We start from the raw sequence: 14,399 nt of genomic DNA, 5'->3' as shown, positions 1-14,399 counted from the left end.
GACCTGAAGATGTCTGCAAGTTTGGCTACGGTCTCCTACATTGGCGCGACCATTCTGTTTATCCTGAGCCTGGGCGGCCTGTCCAACCAGTCCACCGCATTACGCGGCAACCTGTACGGCATGGTGGGCATGGCGCTGGCCGTGCTGGCCACGGTGTTTGGCCCGACCGTCACTGCCGCCGGCCTTCCCTGGATCGCCGGCGCCATGGTGCTGGGCGGTGGGGTAGGCCTGTACGCGGCCCGCACGGTGCAAATGACCCAGATGCCCGAGCTGGTGGCGCTGATGCACAGCATGGTGGGTCTGGCTGCCTGTTTGGTCGGGTTTGCCAGTTATGTCGATACCTCCATCCAGCACACCGGTGCTGAAAAGGTGATTCACGAAGTGGAGATCTACATCGGCATCCTGATCGGTGCGGTCACCTTCTCCGGTTCGCTGATCGCGTTTGGCAAGCTCAACGGCAAGATTGGCGGCAAGCCGCTGCTGCTGCCGGGTCGCCATTTGTTGAACCTGGCCGGTCTGCTGGTGGTGGTCTGGTTTGGGCGCGAGTTCATCCACGCAACATCGGTGGCCGATGGCATGACCCCGCTGATCGTGATGACCGTGGTGGCCCTGCTGTTTGGTGTACACATGGTGATGGCCATTGGCGGCGCCGACATGCCCGTGGTGGTGTCCATGCTCAACAGCTACTCCGGCTGGGCCGCCGCGGCTACCGGTTTTATGTTGTCCAACGACTTGCTGATCGTGACCGGTGCGCTGGTCGGCTCCAGCGGTGCCATCCTGTCTTACATCATGTGTAATGCCATGAACCGCAGTTTCATCAGCGTGATTGCGGGCGGCTTTGGTACTGCCCCTGCCGCAGCCAAACCCGCCGCAGGCGCTGCCCAACCAGCCGGTGAAGTGATTGCCGTGAACGCGAGTGAAACTGCCGAGCTGCTGCGTGAAGCCAAGGGTGTGATCATTGTTCCCGGTTACGGCATGGCGGTGGCGCAGGCCCAGCACACGGTATTCGAGATTACGCGCACGCTGCGCGAAAAAGGTGTCAATGTGCGTTTTGGCATCCACCCCGTGGCAGGGCGCATGCCGGGCCACATGAACGTGCTGCTGGCCGAGGCCAAAGTGCCGTACGACATCGTGTTCGAGATGGAAGAGATCAACGACGATTTCCCCGAGACCGATGTGGTGATGGTGATTGGCGCCAATGACATCGTAAATCCGTCGGCGCAGGACGACCCCACCAGCCCGATCGCCGGCATGCCGGTGCTCGAAGTCTGGAAGGCCAAGACCTCCATCGTGATGAAGCGCAGCATGGCCTCGGGTTACGCGGGTGTGGACAACCCCCTGTTCTACAAAGACAACAACCGCATGTTGTTTGGCGACGCGAAGAAGATGTTGGACGAGGTGCTGGGGGCGTTAAAAGCCTGAGTGCTGCCGACAAAACCTAGGGAAAGCACACACATGTGCCGCCCCCGGGACCGTGAAAATACTGGGTTGGGTTTAAAAAAAGAGGATGGAGACAAGGACATGACAGATCGCATTTGGCTGGGCAGCTACCCCAAGGGAGTTCCGGCAGACATCAATACCGCGATGTACCCCTCGCTGGTGGGGTTGATGGAAGAGAGCTTCCAGAAACACGCCGGCAGCGTGGCCTACAACTTCATGGGCAAGGACGTGACCTACGCCCAGACCGACAGCCTGAGCCAGGCCTTTGCCGCCTACCTGCAGGGTCTGGGCCTGGTCAAGGGGGACCGCGTGGCCATCATGATGCCCAACGTGCCCCAGTACCCGGTGGCCGTAGCCGGCATCTTGCGCGCCGGTTTTGTGGTCGTGAACGTGAACCCGCTCTACACCCCGCGCGAACTGGAACACCAGCTCAAGGACTCGGGCGCCAAAGCCATCGTCATCATTGAGAACTTTGCCACTACGCTGGAAAAATGCATCGCCGCCACGCCGGTCAAACATGTGGTGCTGTGTGCCATGGGTGACCAGTTGGGCCTGCTCAAGGGCGCGCTGGTGAACTATGTCGTGCGCAACGTCAAGAAGATGGTGCCCGCGTTTAGCCTGATCGGTGCGGTGCGTTTTAATGAAGCTATCGCCCGCGGCACCAAGGCTCCGTTCAAGAAGCCTGACATCAAGGCGGACGATGTGGCCGTGTTGCAGTACACGGGCGGCACTACCGGCGTGTCCAAGGGCGCCGTGCTCTTGCACCGCAACGTGATCGCCAACGCGCTGCAGGCCGAGGCCTGGTATGGCCCCGCCATGGCCAAGGTCCCCTCCGGGGTGCAGCCCACATCGGTGTGTGCTTTGCCGCTGTATCACATCTTCGCTTTTACCGTGGGCATGATGTTGTCCATGCGCACCGGCGGCAAGCTTATCCTGATCCCCAACCCACGGGACATTCCGGGCGTGCTCAAGGAGCTTTCCAAGCACACCATCCACAGCTTCCCTGCGGTCAACACCCTGTTTAACGGTCTGGCCAACCACCCCGACTTCAACACCGTGGACTGGAGCCATTTGAAGGTTTCGGTCGGCGGCGGCACTGCCGTGCAGAGCGCGGTGGCAAAACTGTGGTTTGAAAAAACCGGCTGTCCGATTTGCGAGGGGTATGGCTTGAGCGAGACATCGCCCATCGCGAGTTGCAACCCCATCACCTCCAACGAGTACACCGGCACCATTGGCGTGCCTGTTTCCAGCACCTACATGAAACTCCTGGACGACGATGGCAACGAAGTGCCCGCCGGCCAGAGTGGCGAGATCGCCATCAAGGGCCCGCAGGTGATGGCGGGGTATTGGCAGCGTCCCGACGAAACTGCCAAGGTCATGACCTCGGACGGTTTCTTCAAGTCTGGCGACATCGGGGTGGTGGACGAGAAGGGCTTCTTCAAGATCGTGGACCGCAAGAAGGACATGATCCTGGTCAGCGGCTTCAATGTGTTCCCCACCGAGCTGGAAGACGTGGTAGCCCAGATGCCTGGCGTCATGGAATGTGCGTGTGTGGGTGTGGCCGATGCCAAAACGGGCGAGGCCGTGAAGCTGGTCATCGTCAAGAAAGACCCCAACCTCAGCGAAGAGGCGGTGCGCCATTTCTGCAAGGAAAACCTCACCGGCTACAAACAGCCCAAGGTGATCGAATTCCGCGCCGACTTGCCCAAAACCCCGGTGGGCAAGATCCTGCGGCGCGAGTTGCGCGACAAGTGATACGGTGTTGCCACCGGCCGCTACAAAGCGGTTGGTGTGAAAAAGCGGCCTGCGGGCCGCTTTTTTGTGCCTGCTACGCTAACGTCTTTTGAACGTTGCACCTATGCCCGTCACTGCCGCCCCCATTGCCATCCTGAGTGCCCTGGCCGAAGAGCAGGCCGGTTTGTTGCAGCACATGCAGGGGGCGCGCGACGTGGTGCTGGCCGGGCGCACGGTCTGGTGCGGCAACTTGTGGGGCCAACCGGTGGTGCTGGCCCTGTCGCGTATTGGCAAGGTGGCGGCCGCCACCACCGCCACCGCGCTGATTGCCCATCTGGGCGTGGATCGGGTGGTATTCACCGGTGTGGCCGGGGGTGTGGGGGACGGTGTGCAGGTGGGGGATGTGGTGGTGGGCACGTCTTATCTGCAGCACGACATGGACGCCTCGCCGCTGTTCCCGCGTTACGAGATTCCGCTGTATGGCCAAGCCGTGTTTGCGGGGGATGTGGATCTGTGTGGTGCCTTGCAGATGGCCAGCGACGCCGCATTGGCCGGCATCCGCCACCAGGGACGTGCTCCCGTGGTCCATCGCGGCCTGATCGCCAGTGGGGACCGTTTTGTGAATAGTGCTGCCGAAGTGGCGGCGCTGGTGGGGCAGCTCCGCGCGGCGGGCCATGTGCCGTTGGCGGTGGAGATGGAAGGCGCCGCCGTGGCCCAGGTGTGCGCCGACTACGACGTGCCGTTTGCCGCGGTGCGCACCATCTCCGACCGGGCGGACGACACCGCCCATGGGGACTTCCGCACGTTTGTGCAGGAAGTCGCGAGTGTGTACGCCCTGGGCATTGTTGAAAATCTGCTCAAAACGCTATCGAAATAATAGCTGCTTGCGCATATTCCATAAGGGCGGAGGCCCGATTTGGCTTGAATTATTTGAGCCAACCGCGTTTGCGGAAGTACCACATGGGCACCAGCGCGCTGGCCACCATCAAGGCCAGTGCATACGGGTAGCCCCACTTGGCACTCAACTCGGGCATGTACTGGAAGTTCATGCCATACAGGCTGGCAATCAGTGTGGGGGGCAGCAGGGCGACGCTGGCCACCGAGAAGATCTTGATGATCTTGTTCTGGTTGATGTTGATGAAACCGACGGTGGCATCCATCAAGAAGTTGATCTTGTCGAACAGGAAGGCCGTGTGGGAGTCTAGCGAGTCGATGTCGCGCAGAATCTGCCGCGCCTCTTCAAACTGCTCGGCATTGAGCATCTTGCTGCGCATCATGAAACTCACGGCGCGGCGCGTGTCCATCACGTTGCGGCGGATGCGGCCATTCATGTCCTCGTGGCGGGCAATCGCGCCCAGCACTTCGCCGGCCATGGCATCGGTCACGTCGCCCGACAACACCTTATTGCTGACCTTCTCCAGCTCATCGTAAATGCCTTCCAGCGTGTCGGCCGAGTACTCGGCGTCGGCGTCAAACAGCTTGAGCAGCACTTCTTTGGCATCTTCAATCAGGCCTGGCGCGCGGCGCGCGCGCATGCGCAGCAGGCGGAACACTGGCACGTCTTCGTCGTGGATGGAGAACAGCACACCCTTGCTTTTGAGGTTGGCGTTGACCAGGTTCAGGATAAAGGCCACGCGTACCGTGCGGGGCTCGTTGTCGTCGGCCACCAAGAAGTCGCTGCGGATATGGACATCGCCATTGTCTTCGGCGTAAAAGCGGGCGGATTCTTCAATGTCCTCGTCCATCGCGTCTTCCGGGATGGACAGGCCGTAGTACTGTTTGACCCAGCGCTTTTCTTCGAGCGTGGGGGATTCGAGGTCCACCCAGATGGGCTGGAATTTGGAAAGCTCTTCCAGCGACTCGATTTCTTCCTGAAAGAGTCGACCGTTGGCGAGCGTAAAGATATTGAGCATGGCTCACTCCCGATGTGGTGTTGTCTGCATTGCGGGCTGGGTGCTTTCAACCCCGATGCAGTGCTGGGAGTTGAAAGCTACCGACTAGGGTAGGTTTCCAAGGAGCGTTCTCCGATAGTGACGTTGCACAAATTATCGCACCGAGAACGGGGTGGTAGAGTGTCCCGCTGGCCATTCCGCCGCACTTCTTTTTTGTCTTTTTCCATGTCCACTGCACTCTCGCCGCGCCGCGAACTTTGGCTCTTGATCACCCTTGCAGGTATCCAGTTCACCAACATCCTGGACTTCATGATCATGATGCCCCTGGGGCCTGCGCTGACCGCGCTGTTCCAGATCAGTGACGCCCAGTTCGGCCTGCTGGTGTCGGCCTACACCCTGGCGGCGGGCGCTTCGGGCTTGGTTGCTTCCACCTACATCGACCGGTTTGACCGCAAGCGCCTGCTCATGGTGTTGTACGGCTTGTTTGCCCTGTCCACACTGGCCTGTGGCCTGGCGCCGACCTATGGCAGCCTGATGGTGGCCCGCATCGCGGCCGGCATTTTTGGTGGCGTGCTTTCGGCCTTGAGTCAGACCATTGTGGGCGACGTGATCCCCTACGAGCGCCGTGGCCGCGCCATGGGGGTGGTCATGACCTCGTTTTCCGTGTCTACCGTGGCAGGTGTGCCCCTGGGCTTGTTTCTGGCGGCTCACTTTGGCTGGCACCTGCCTTTTATTCTGATTGCCGTACTCAGTGTGTTGTTCATGGTGTTTGCCCAAGTGACCATGCCTTCTTTGAAAGACCATGTGGCCGCCCAGGTGCATACCTCATCCTGGAGCCGTATCCGCGATGTGGTGGTGGACCGCAACCACCAGCGCGCATTTGTGTTTTCGGCCCTGCTGATGTTTGCGGGATTTACTGTCATCCCCTACATCACCATCTACATGCAGGCCAATGTGGGCATGCGCGCAGACCAGATTCCGTACATCTACCTGTGCGGCGGAGTGGCCACCTTGCTTACCGCGCGTGTGGTGGGGCGCCTGGCCGATGGCTGGGGCAAATTCAAAGCCTTTCGGGTAATGGCTGCCGTCGTCCTGGTGCCCATGCTGGCCATCACGCAGCTGGGGCAGGTGGCCATGGGTTGGGTACTGCTGGTCTCCACCTTGTTTTTTGTGTGTATGAGCGGGCGCATGATCCCCGGCATGGCCATGCTCACCTCGGCTGCCAACCCCGCGTTGCGCGGGACGTTCATGACCCTCAATTCCGCCGTCCAGTCCGGTGCCATGGGTCTGGCCGCCTTAGTGGGTGGTTACATCATCAGCCGGGATGCGGCGGGTATGGTGCAAAACTATGGGGTTGCCGCCGTGGTGGGGGGTGTCGCCAGCCTGCTCACCATTGTGGTGGGTGCGCGTTTGCGGCTGCACCAAATGGCTGCGCCAGCACCCAAGTAAAGAGCCCCTGCATGTTGCATTGCATTACAAAAACCGATTGCAATCGCCACCAAACGGGCGCATAGTCATTCTCAAGACGACCGCAAATAGGGTTCAGAAATTTCGGATTTTTAGTGTGAGCGCCGACCACCGCAAATGGAAGGCTTTGTCAACCCTGAGAGCAACTGGAGGCTATTTATGAATTTGACGATCAGCGGTCATCACCTTGAAGTTACCCCCGCCCTGCGCAGTTATGTCACGACCAAGCTCGATCGCATCATGCGGCATTTCGACCAAGTGGTCGATGTCAAGGTACTACTTACCGTTGAGAAGCAAAAGGAGAAGGAGCGACGGCAACGCGCCGAGTGCAACATCCACGTCAAGGGCAGCGACATGTTTGCCGAAAGCGCCCACGAGGACCTGTACGCTGCCGTGGATGACTTGGTCGACAAGCTGGACCGCCAGGTGGTTCGCCACAAGGACCGGCTCCAAAACCACCACCATGAGGCCCCCAAGCGTTTGATGTAAGGCCCGCTGTAGTCCCAAAGCCCTAGGGACTGCCACCCAAAAACCGCCCTTTCACGGGCGGTTTTTTTGTGTGCATAATCCGCCTCACACCATGAACCGACTCGCGTCCATCCTCTCCGCTTCGCAAGTTCTTGCGCAAGTCGATGTCACCAGCAAAAAGCGCGCTTTTGAAGAAGCGGGCCTGCTGTTCGAGAACCTGCATGGCCTCAGCCGTGCGCTGGTCACCGACAGCCTGTTTTCCCGGGAACGCCTGGGCTCGACGGGCCTGGGGCATGGCGTGGCGATTCCCCATGGCCGTATCAAGGGCCTCAAGGCCCCCATGGCGGCGGTGTTTCAGTTGGCCAAACCGATTGGGTTTGATGCCCCGGACGATGTGCCGGTCAGTTTGCTGATTTTTCTGCTGGTGCCCGAGGCGGCCACGCAGAAACACCTCGAAATCCTCTCCGAAATTGCCGAATTGCTCAGCGATGCGAGCCTGCGCGAGCAACTCACCGCCTGTGACGATGCCGGCCAACTGCACGGCCTGATCACCGGTTGGCAGTCGGCACGTGCTGCCTGAATTTCTGTAGTCGAGGCGTGTCGTGAAACCCACCGCGGTCAGCGCAGACGCCCTGTTTGAAGAGTTCCGGGCCTACCTGCGCTGGGAGTGGGTGGCCGGACTGGGCGCCTCGGAGCGCCGTTTTGACGAAGTTGCCATCAGCGCCGCCCGATCCGGGGCCGATTTGGTGGGTTACCTCAACTACATCCATCCCTACCGCGTCCAGATTCTGGGTGAGCGCGAAATCACCTACATCACCAATGCCACGCCCGAGGACTGTGCGCGCCGCATTTCCCGCATCGTGACACTGGAGCCCCCGGTGTTGGTCTTGGCCGATGGCCAGGCGGCGCCGCAGGCCCTGCTGTCCATGTGTGAGCGGGCGCAAATTCCGATGTTTGCCACCAAGGAATCATCGGCCTTTGTCATTGACGTGTTGCGGGCCTACTTGTCCAAACACTTTGCTGAACGCATGTCCATGCACGGCGTGTTCATGGACATTCTTGGTTTGGGAGTGCTCATCACCGGCGAATCCGGCCTGGGCAAGAGCGAGCTGGGTCTGGAGCTGATTTCGCGTGGTAACGGCTTGGTGGCCGACGACGCTGTGGATTTGTACCGCATCAACCAGACCACGATCGAGGGCCGTTGCCCGGAGTTGCTGCAAAACCTGCTCGAAGTGCGCGGTATTGGCCTGCTCGACATCCGCGGCATTTTTGGCGAGACCGCGGTGCGCCGCCGTATGCGCCTGAAACTCATCGTGCACCTTGTGCGGCGCGAGACCCTGGAGCGTGAATACGAGCGTATCCCCTACGAGCCGCTCACCCAGGATGTGTTGGGCATTCCGGTGCGCAAGGTGGTGATCCAGGTGGTGGCCGGCCGCAACATTGCGGTGCTGGTCGAGGCCGCCGTACGCAACACCATCCTGCAGCTGCGCGGTATCGACACCTACCAGGAGTTCGTCGAGCGCCATCGCAAGGCGATGTCGCAAGGCTGACGGGACGATCCGCTCAGGCGGATGGGCTATTGCGGTGGGGGCACTTGTCCTTGGTGCAGGTGGCGTACAGGCTCAGCGCGTGGTCTGCAATCGTGAAGCCTTTGGCCTTGGCCACGGCGTGCTGGCGCTTCTCAATTTCCGCGTCGTAAAACTCTTCTACCCGTCCGCAGTCCAGGCACACCAAATGGTCGTGGTGCTGGCCTTCGTTGAGTTCGTACACCGCCTTGCCGCTCTCAAAGTGGCTGCGGCTCAGGATGCTGGCTTGCTCAAATTGCGTGAGCACCCGGTATACCGTGGCTAGGCCCACGTCTGAGCGCTCTTGCAGCAAGACGCGAAACACGTCTTCGGCGGTCATGTGGCGTTGCGTTCCGCGTTGGAAAACCTCCAGAATTTTCAGGCGCGGAACGGTTGCTTTGAGGCCTGTATTTTTCAGTTCGTTGATGTTGCTCATGGCATTCTCCCGGCGCGAACGCAAGTCGGGCTGGCACAGGCCAGCCGCTACAATCGCGTGATCATATCGTTCCTGACTCTTCATGCCCAACAACCTGCTGCGCAGCACCCGTTTTCCCTTGGTCGTTTTGGCCCTGGCTGCCTTGGCTGGCTGCAGCACGCTGAGCAGCACAGGAGATACGGTCGCCAAGGCAGCACAAAGCGTGCGGCCCTACAAAATCGACATCGTGCAGGGCAATGTGGTGACACGAGAGCAACTCGCGGTGCTGCGCCCCGGCATGCCGCGTGCCATGGTGCAGGACGTGTTGGGCTCGTCCCTGTTGGCCAGTGTGTTCCATGCCAACCGCTGGGACTATGTGTTCACCCTCAAGCGTCAGGGCGCAGAACCCCAGTCGCGCCGTGTGACGGTGTTTTTTACGAACGACGCGCTGGAGCGTGTCGAGGCGGACGATCTCCCCAGCGAGTCGGAGTTTGTGGCCACGCTCAAGTCCTCTCCTGTCAAGGGCCCGCTGCCTGCCCTGAGCGCGCCGGAAGACAAGTTACAGAAATTCCCCGCACCCGCCAGCACTGCGACGGGCTCCGCGGCCCCTGCCTCCAACGCTCCGGTGGCCTATCCGCCACTGGAGCCTGCGGCGCAATAACGTTTTTCTCTACAGGACAGGGACATGACCCACACCATCGCCATTGCTGGCGCTTCCGGCCGCATGGGCCAGATGTTGATTGAGGCCGTGCGTGCGGCCGACGACTGCCGCCTGGGCGGCGCGTTGGACATGGCCGGTAGCCCCGCCCTGGGCCAGGACGCTGGTGCGTTCTCGGGCCAGGCAGCCGGTGTGCTGATCACCTCGGACCTGCGCCAAGGCCTGAAGGGCTGCGATGTGCTGATCGACTTCACGCGCCCCGAAGGCACGCTGGAGCATCTGCGTGTGTGCCGTGAGCTGGGAGTGTCGGCCGTCATTGGCACCACCGGGTTTAGCGATGCACAAAAGGTCGAGATTGCCGAGGCGTCCCAACACATTGCCATCATGATGGCGCCCAACATGAGCGTGGGCGTCAACGTCACCCTCAAGCTGCTGGAAATGGCTGCCAAGGCCCTGTCTACTGGCTACGACATCGAAATCGTCGAAGCCCACCACCGCCACAAGGTCGATGCCCCCTCGGGCACGGCCCTGAAGATGGGCGAAGTGATTGCCGACGCCTTGGGCCGCGACTTGAAAGAGTGCGCTGTCTACGAACGTTATGGCGTGACCGGCGAGCGCGATCCGTCCAGCATTGGTTTTGCCACCATCCGCGGGGGCGACATCGTGGGTGACCACACCGTGCTGTTTGCCGGTACCGGTGAGCGTATCGAGATCAGCCACAAGTCCTCCAGCCGTGTCACTTACGCCCAGGGCAGCTTGCGTGCCGCGCGTTTTCTGGCCGGGCGCAAGGCGGGCCTGTTCGACATGTTTGATGTGCTTAACCTGAAATGAGCGCTATCCCGCTGTTCCAGGGCGATGCGGTCAGCACCACGGTGTCCGTGGTGCTGCTGGGCATGTCGGTGTGCAGTTGGGTGGTGATTTTGTGGAAAGGCTGGTTGCTGCAGCGCGCGGTGCGCGATGTAGGCCGCAGCACCGCTGCGTTTTGGCAGGCGCCCGACTTGGCACAAGCCCAAGTGGCCGTGCGGGCATTTGACCGCGAACTTTTGGTCAGCCCGTTGGTGGAGGCGACCCAGCAAACGTTGCCCGGCACCCTGGGCGCCAGCGGCGACCGCTCCCAGCAACTGACCCGTGTGTTGCGCGACGCTCTGCATGGGGTGTTGCGCCAGTTGCAGGCCGGTCAGGTGCTGTTGGCCACGGTCGGGTCCACCGCGCCCTTTGTGGGTTTGCTGGGGACGGTCTGGGGCATTTACCACGCCCTCATGGGCATTGCGGGTTCTGGCCAGGTCAGCATCGACAAGATATCCGGCCCCGTGGGCGAGGCCTTGATCATGACCGCAGCAGGCCTGGCGGTCGCCATCCCTGCCGTGTTGGGCTACAACATCCTCGGCCGCCTGATTAGCCGTATCGAGGCGGACCTGGAAGGCTTTGCCCGCGACCTGCGCGAGCTTCTGTTGACGCAGCAAATATGAGTTTCGGCCGTCTGGAGCGCACGCCCAGTGCACAGCCGATGAGCGACATCAACATGACGCCGCTCATCGACGTCATGCTGGTGCTGCTGGTGATCTTCATCATTACCGCACCACTCATGGTCAGTGCCGTGAAGGTGGATCTGCCCCAAACCGAAGGCGCCCAAGCTGCCGATGCCCCCCAGTCTGTAGCGCTCGCGCTGGACAAGTCTGGCCAGGTCTACCTGGCGGACCAGCCGATTGCTTTGCCGGCCCTGGCGCAAGAACTCAAGCAGGCGGCCACCCGCAACCCGCTCACCGAGGTGCAGTTGCGCGCCGATGCCACCGTGCCCTATGGCCGGGTGGTCGAGGTCATGGGTCTGGCGCATACCGCGGGCCTGAGCCGCATTGGTTTTGTGGCCAACCCCGAGCCACCTGCTGCTGCCCCGTAGCCCCCGAATCGCCTGCGCTGGCGCAGCGCCTAAAATCCTTTCACGCCTTTTCCATTGGCAGCCCGGCGCTGCCCCATCCCCATGCAAGACAAGTACCAGCACCTCGACGTAGAAAAATCGGCCCAGGACCATTGGTCCCAGCCCTTATGGAACGGCCAGAACGCCTACCGCGTGACCGAGGACGAGGGCAAAAAGAAGTTCTACGCCTGCTCCATGCTGCCCTACCCCAGCGGCAAGCTGCACATGGGCCATGTGCGCAACTACACCATCAACGACATGCTCACGCGCTACCTGCGCATGAACGGCTACAACGTGCTCATGCCCATGGGCTGGGACGCGTTTGGACTGCCGGCCGAGAACGCCGCGCTGAAGAACAAGGTGCCACCGGCCCAGTGGACTTTTGAGAACATCGCCTACATGAAGGGCCAGATGCAGGCCATGGGCTTGGCCATCGACTGGAGCCGTGAGGTCGCCACCTGCGACCCGGACTATTACAAGTGGAACCAGTGGCTGTTCCTCAAGATGCTGGAAAAAGGCATTGCTTATCGCAAGACCCAGGTGGTGAACTGGGACCCGGTGGACCAGACCGTGCTGGCCAACGAGCAGGTGATTGACGGCAAGGGCTGGCGCACCGGCGCCGTGGTGGAGAAGCGCGAGATCCCCGGCTACTACCTCAAGATCACTGACTACGCACAAGAGCTGCTGGACCATGTGCAGATGGGCAACGAGAAAGCCACGCTGAACGGCTGGCCCGACCGCGTGCGCTTGATGCAGGAAAACTGGATTGGCAAGAGCGAAGGTGTGCGCTTTGCGTTTCCGCACGACATTAAGGACACGACTGGCGCGCTGATTGGCGACGGCCGCATGTATGTGTTCACCACGCGCGCCGACACCATCATGGGCGTGACCTTCTGCGCCGTGGCGCCCGAGCACCCGTTGGCCGCGCACGCGGCGGTGGGCAACGCCGAGCTGGCCGCTTTCATTGAAGAGTGCAAGCACGGTGGCACCACCGAGGCCGAGCTGGCCACGCAGGAGAAAAAAGGCCAGCCTACGGGCCTGTTTGTCACGCATCCACTGACCGGCGCGCAAGTGCCGGTGTGGGTGGGCAACTACGTGCTCATCGGCTATGGCGATGGCGCCGTGATGGGCGTGCCCGCGCACGACGAGCGCGACTTCGCGTTTGCCAATAAATATGACTTGCCCATGAAGCAAGTCGTTGAGGCTCGCGTAGTCAACACGTCGGGTCAAGGCGTTGTTGGCGATGGCTTCACTACGGAGCGTTGGCAAGAGTGGTACGGCATTAAAGGGCACGGTATTGCCGTTAACTCCGGTAAGTACGACGGCCTGGCCTACAAGGCCGCCGTGGACGCGGTGGCAGCCGACCTGGCCGCCAAAGGCCTGGGCGAGAAGAAAACCACCTGGCGCCTGCGTGACTGGGGCGTGAGCCGCCAGCGCTATTGGGGCACACCCATCCCCATCATCCATTGCGAGGAACACGGCGCGGTGCCCGTGCCAGAAAAAGACTTGCCCGTGGTGCTGCCGCAGGACTGCGTGCCCGATGGCTCGGGCAACCCGCTGCACAAGCACGAAGGCTTCCACGCCGGCGTGGTCTGCCCGGTGTGCGGCAAGGCCGCGCGGCGCGAGACAGACACCATGGATACCTTTGTGGATTCGTCCTGGTACTTCATGCGCTACTGCGATCCCAAGAACGCAGAGGCCATGGTGGCCGGCGGCACCGACTACTGGATGCGGGACCAACAGCTGGCTACCGGTGGCAGCGGCATGGACCAGTACATCGGTGGCATCGAGCACGCCATCCTGCACTTGCTGTACGCCCGCTTCTGGACCAAGGTGATGCGCGACCTGGGGCTGGTGAAGGTGGACGAACCCTTCACCAAGCTGCTGACACAGGGCATGGTGCTGAACCACATCTACAGCCGCCGCACCGCCAAGGGTGGCAAGGACTACTTCTGGCCGCATGACGTGGAGCATGTACTGGACGAAGCCGGCAAGGTGGTGGGCGCCAAGCTCAAGAACGAAGCCGACAGCGGCGATGGCCGGTTGCCCGTGGGCACTGCCATCGATTACGAGGGCGTGGGCACCATGTCCAAGTCCAAGAACAACGGTGTGGACCCGCAGGCGCTGATCGCCAAATACGGCGCCGACACGGCCCGCATCTACACCATGTTCACCGCACCGCCCGAGGCCACGCTGGAGTGGAACGACGCCGCAGTGGAAGGCAGCTACCGCTTCTTGCGCCGCGTCTGGAACTTTGGCTACAAGTTATCTGCTATGGATTCCGTAGCTGCTCGCGCAAGTGTGGCGGGGGCTAGCAGCTTAAAAGACGTTGAATTTGGCAAAGAGGCCAAAGCCCTGCGCCTGGAGATGCACACCGTGCTCAAGCAGGTGGACTTTGACTACCAGCGCATGCAGTACAACACCGTGGTCTCCGGCACCATGAAGATGATCAATGCGCTGGAGGGCTTCAAGGCCCTGGACAGCGCGGGCGCCCAGGTGGCGCTGATCGAAGGCTTCAGCATTTTGCTGCGCGTGCTGTACCCGGCCACACCGCACCTGGCGCACGCGCTCTGGTCTGAGCTGGGCTATGCCGGCACGCTGGGCGACCTGCTGGATGCGCCCTGGCCCTTGGTCGATGCCTCTGCCCTGGTGCAGGACGAGATCGAGCTGGTGCTGCAGGTCAACGGCAAGCTGCGCGGCGCGGTGCGTGTGCCTGCTGGCGCCAGCAAGGAGGCCATCGAAGCCGCCGCCCTGGCCAGCGAGGCCTTCCTGAGCCACGCGGCTGGTGCCACGGCCAAGAAGGTCATCGTGGTGCCCGGCCGCTTGGTCAATGTGGTGGTGTAAG

General features: G+C 61.5%; 14 protein-coding genes. 12 read left to right on the top strand and 2 right to left on the bottom strand.

Going from position 1 to position 14,399, the window contains the following annotated elements:
• Positions 1 to 9: 9 nt before the first annotated feature.
• From pntB to C5F53_RS00595, 3 genes are all read left to right on the top strand, one after another.
• The gene (pntB, locus tag C5F53_RS00605; RefSeq protein ID WP_105259408.1) at positions 10 to 1,422 is read left to right on the top strand and encodes a Re/Si-specific NAD(P)(+) transhydrogenase subunit beta; all 1,413 of its coding nucleotides are present in this window, start codon (positions 10 to 12) and stop codon (positions 1,420 to 1,422) included.
• Between the two features lie 99 nt (positions 1,423 to 1,521).
• Positions 1,522 to 3,195, top strand: coding sequence for a long-chain-fatty-acid--CoA ligase (locus C5F53_RS00600; RefSeq protein WP_105259407.1), 1,674 nt, complete (start codon positions 1,522 to 1,524; stop codon positions 3,193 to 3,195).
• Positions 3,196 to 3,298: 103 nt separating this feature from the next.
• Positions 3,299 to 4,051, top strand: coding sequence for a 5'-methylthioadenosine/adenosylhomocysteine nucleosidase (locus C5F53_RS00595; RefSeq protein ID WP_105259406.1), 753 nt, complete (start codon positions 3,299 to 3,301; stop codon positions 4,049 to 4,051).
• A 49-nt stretch (positions 4,052 to 4,100) separates the two neighbouring features.
• Here C5F53_RS00595 and corA read toward each other — a convergent pair whose 3' ends face one another.
• A complete protein-coding gene (gene corA / locus C5F53_RS00590; RefSeq protein WP_105259405.1) occupies positions 4,101 to 5,087 on the bottom strand; it encodes a magnesium/cobalt transporter CorA in 987 nt (328 codons plus the stop codon).
• A 204-nt stretch (positions 5,088 to 5,291) separates the two neighbouring features.
• Here corA and C5F53_RS00585 point away from each other — a divergent pair, with 204 nt between their 5' ends.
• The 4 genes from C5F53_RS00585 to hprK all read left to right on the top strand — a co-directional run bounded on the left by C5F53_RS00585 (position 5,292) and on the right by hprK (position 8,551).
• On the top strand, positions 5,292 to 6,515 hold the full coding sequence (locus tag C5F53_RS00585; protein WP_105259404.1) for an MFS transporter: 1,224 nt from the start codon (positions 5,292 to 5,294) through the stop codon (positions 6,513 to 6,515).
• 177 nt (positions 6,516 to 6,692) lie between these two features.
• On the top strand, positions 6,693 to 7,022 hold the full coding sequence (gene hpf / locus C5F53_RS00580; protein WP_105260336.1) for a ribosome hibernation-promoting factor, HPF/YfiA family: 330 nt from the start codon (positions 6,693 to 6,695) through the stop codon (positions 7,020 to 7,022).
• 91 nt (positions 7,023 to 7,113) lie between these two features.
• Positions 7,114 to 7,581: a PTS sugar transporter subunit IIA gene (locus C5F53_RS00575; RefSeq protein WP_105259403.1), complete on the top strand. Its 468-nt coding sequence runs from the start codon at positions 7,114 to 7,116 to the stop codon at positions 7,579 to 7,581.
• Positions 7,582 to 7,603: 22 nt separating this feature from the next.
• On the top strand, positions 7,604 to 8,551 hold the full coding sequence (gene hprK, locus C5F53_RS00570; RefSeq protein WP_105259402.1) for an HPr(Ser) kinase/phosphatase: 948 nt from the start codon (positions 7,604 to 7,606) through the stop codon (positions 8,549 to 8,551).
• 13 nt (positions 8,552 to 8,564) lie between these two features.
• Here hprK and fur read toward each other — a convergent pair whose 3' ends face one another.
• Positions 8,565 to 9,002, bottom strand: coding sequence for a ferric iron uptake transcriptional regulator (gene fur / locus C5F53_RS00565; RefSeq protein ID WP_105259401.1), 438 nt, complete (start codon positions 9,000 to 9,002; stop codon positions 8,565 to 8,567).
• Between the two features lie 82 nt (positions 9,003 to 9,084).
• Between fur and C5F53_RS00560 the strand changes: the two genes are divergently transcribed.
• The 5 genes from C5F53_RS00560 (at position 9,085) to leuS (ending at position 14,398) form a co-directional block, all read left to right on the top strand.
• Positions 9,085 to 9,642: an outer membrane protein assembly factor BamE gene (locus C5F53_RS00560; RefSeq protein ID WP_105259400.1), complete on the top strand. Its 558-nt coding sequence runs from the start codon at positions 9,085 to 9,087 to the stop codon at positions 9,640 to 9,642.
• A gap of 24 nt (positions 9,643 to 9,666) precedes the next feature.
• Positions 9,667 to 10,470: a 4-hydroxy-tetrahydrodipicolinate reductase gene (gene dapB, locus C5F53_RS00555; protein WP_105259399.1), complete on the top strand. Its 804-nt coding sequence runs from the start codon at positions 9,667 to 9,669 to the stop codon at positions 10,468 to 10,470.
• On the top strand, positions 10,467 to 11,108 hold the full coding sequence (locus C5F53_RS00550; protein ID WP_105259398.1) for a MotA/TolQ/ExbB proton channel family protein: 642 nt from the start codon (positions 10,467 to 10,469) through the stop codon (positions 11,106 to 11,108). Before dapB ends, C5F53_RS00550 begins: the two co-directional genes overlap by 4 nt.
• On the top strand, positions 11,105 to 11,536 hold the full coding sequence (locus C5F53_RS00545; RefSeq protein ID WP_105259397.1) for a biopolymer transporter ExbD: 432 nt from the start codon (positions 11,105 to 11,107) through the stop codon (positions 11,534 to 11,536). The genes C5F53_RS00550 and C5F53_RS00545 overlap by 4 nt, the downstream gene beginning before the upstream one ends.
• A gap of 81 nt (positions 11,537 to 11,617) precedes the next feature.
• Positions 11,618 to 14,398, top strand: a complete 2,781-nt coding sequence (gene leuS, locus C5F53_RS00540) for a leucine--tRNA ligase (RefSeq protein ID WP_105259396.1) — start codon at positions 11,618 to 11,620, stop codon at positions 14,396 to 14,398.
• Position 14,399: the final 1 nt, after the last annotated feature.

Origin of the sequence: Rhodoferax sp. TS-BS-61-7, assembly GCF_002943465.1 — a bacterium.
Lineage (GTDB): Bacteria > Pseudomonadota > Gammaproteobacteria > Burkholderiales > Burkholderiaceae_C > Allorhodoferax.
Note: the sequence above shows the minus strand (reverse complement) of the source record. Positions and strands in the feature narration are given on the sequence as shown.

Bases quoted from the DNA above. Each gene is read 5' to 3' on its own strand.
- leuS (WP_105259396.1), top strand. From the start codon at position 11,618: ATGCAAGACAAGTACCAGCACCTCGACGTAGAAAAATCGGCCCAGGAC.
- C5F53_RS00545 (WP_105259397.1), top strand. From the start codon at position 11,105: ATGAGTTTCGGCCGTCTGGAGCGCACGCCCAGTGCACAGCCGATGAGC.
- hpf (WP_105260336.1), top strand. From the start codon at position 6,693: ATGAATTTGACGATCAGCGGTCATCACCTTGAAGTTACCCCCGCCCTG.
- dapB (WP_105259399.1), top strand. From the start codon at position 9,667: ATGACCCACACCATCGCCATTGCTGGCGCTTCCGGCCGCATGGGCCAG.
- C5F53_RS00585 (WP_105259404.1), top strand. From the start codon at position 5,292: ATGTCCACTGCACTCTCGCCGCGCCGCGAACTTTGGCTCTTGATCACC.
- C5F53_RS00600 (WP_105259407.1), top strand. From the start codon at position 1,522: ATGACAGATCGCATTTGGCTGGGCAGCTACCCCAAGGGAGTTCCGGCA.
- fur (WP_105259401.1), bottom strand. From the start codon at position 9,002: ATGAGCAACATCAACGAACTGAAAAATACAGGCCTCAAAGCAACCGTT.
- C5F53_RS00595 (WP_105259406.1), top strand. From the start codon at position 3,299: ATGCCCGTCACTGCCGCCCCCATTGCCATCCTGAGTGCCCTGGCCGAA.
- C5F53_RS00575 (WP_105259403.1), top strand. From the start codon at position 7,114: ATGAACCGACTCGCGTCCATCCTCTCCGCTTCGCAAGTTCTTGCGCAA.
- corA (WP_105259405.1), bottom strand. From the start codon at position 5,087: ATGCTCAATATCTTTACGCTCGCCAACGGTCGACTCTTTCAGGAAGAA.
- C5F53_RS00550 (WP_105259398.1), top strand. From the start codon at position 10,467: ATGAGCGCTATCCCGCTGTTCCAGGGCGATGCGGTCAGCACCACGGTG.
- C5F53_RS00560 (WP_105259400.1), top strand. From the start codon at position 9,085: ATGCCCAACAACCTGCTGCGCAGCACCCGTTTTCCCTTGGTCGTTTTG.
- pntB (WP_105259408.1), top strand. From the start codon at position 10: ATGTCTGCAAGTTTGGCTACGGTCTCCTACATTGGCGCGACCATTCTG.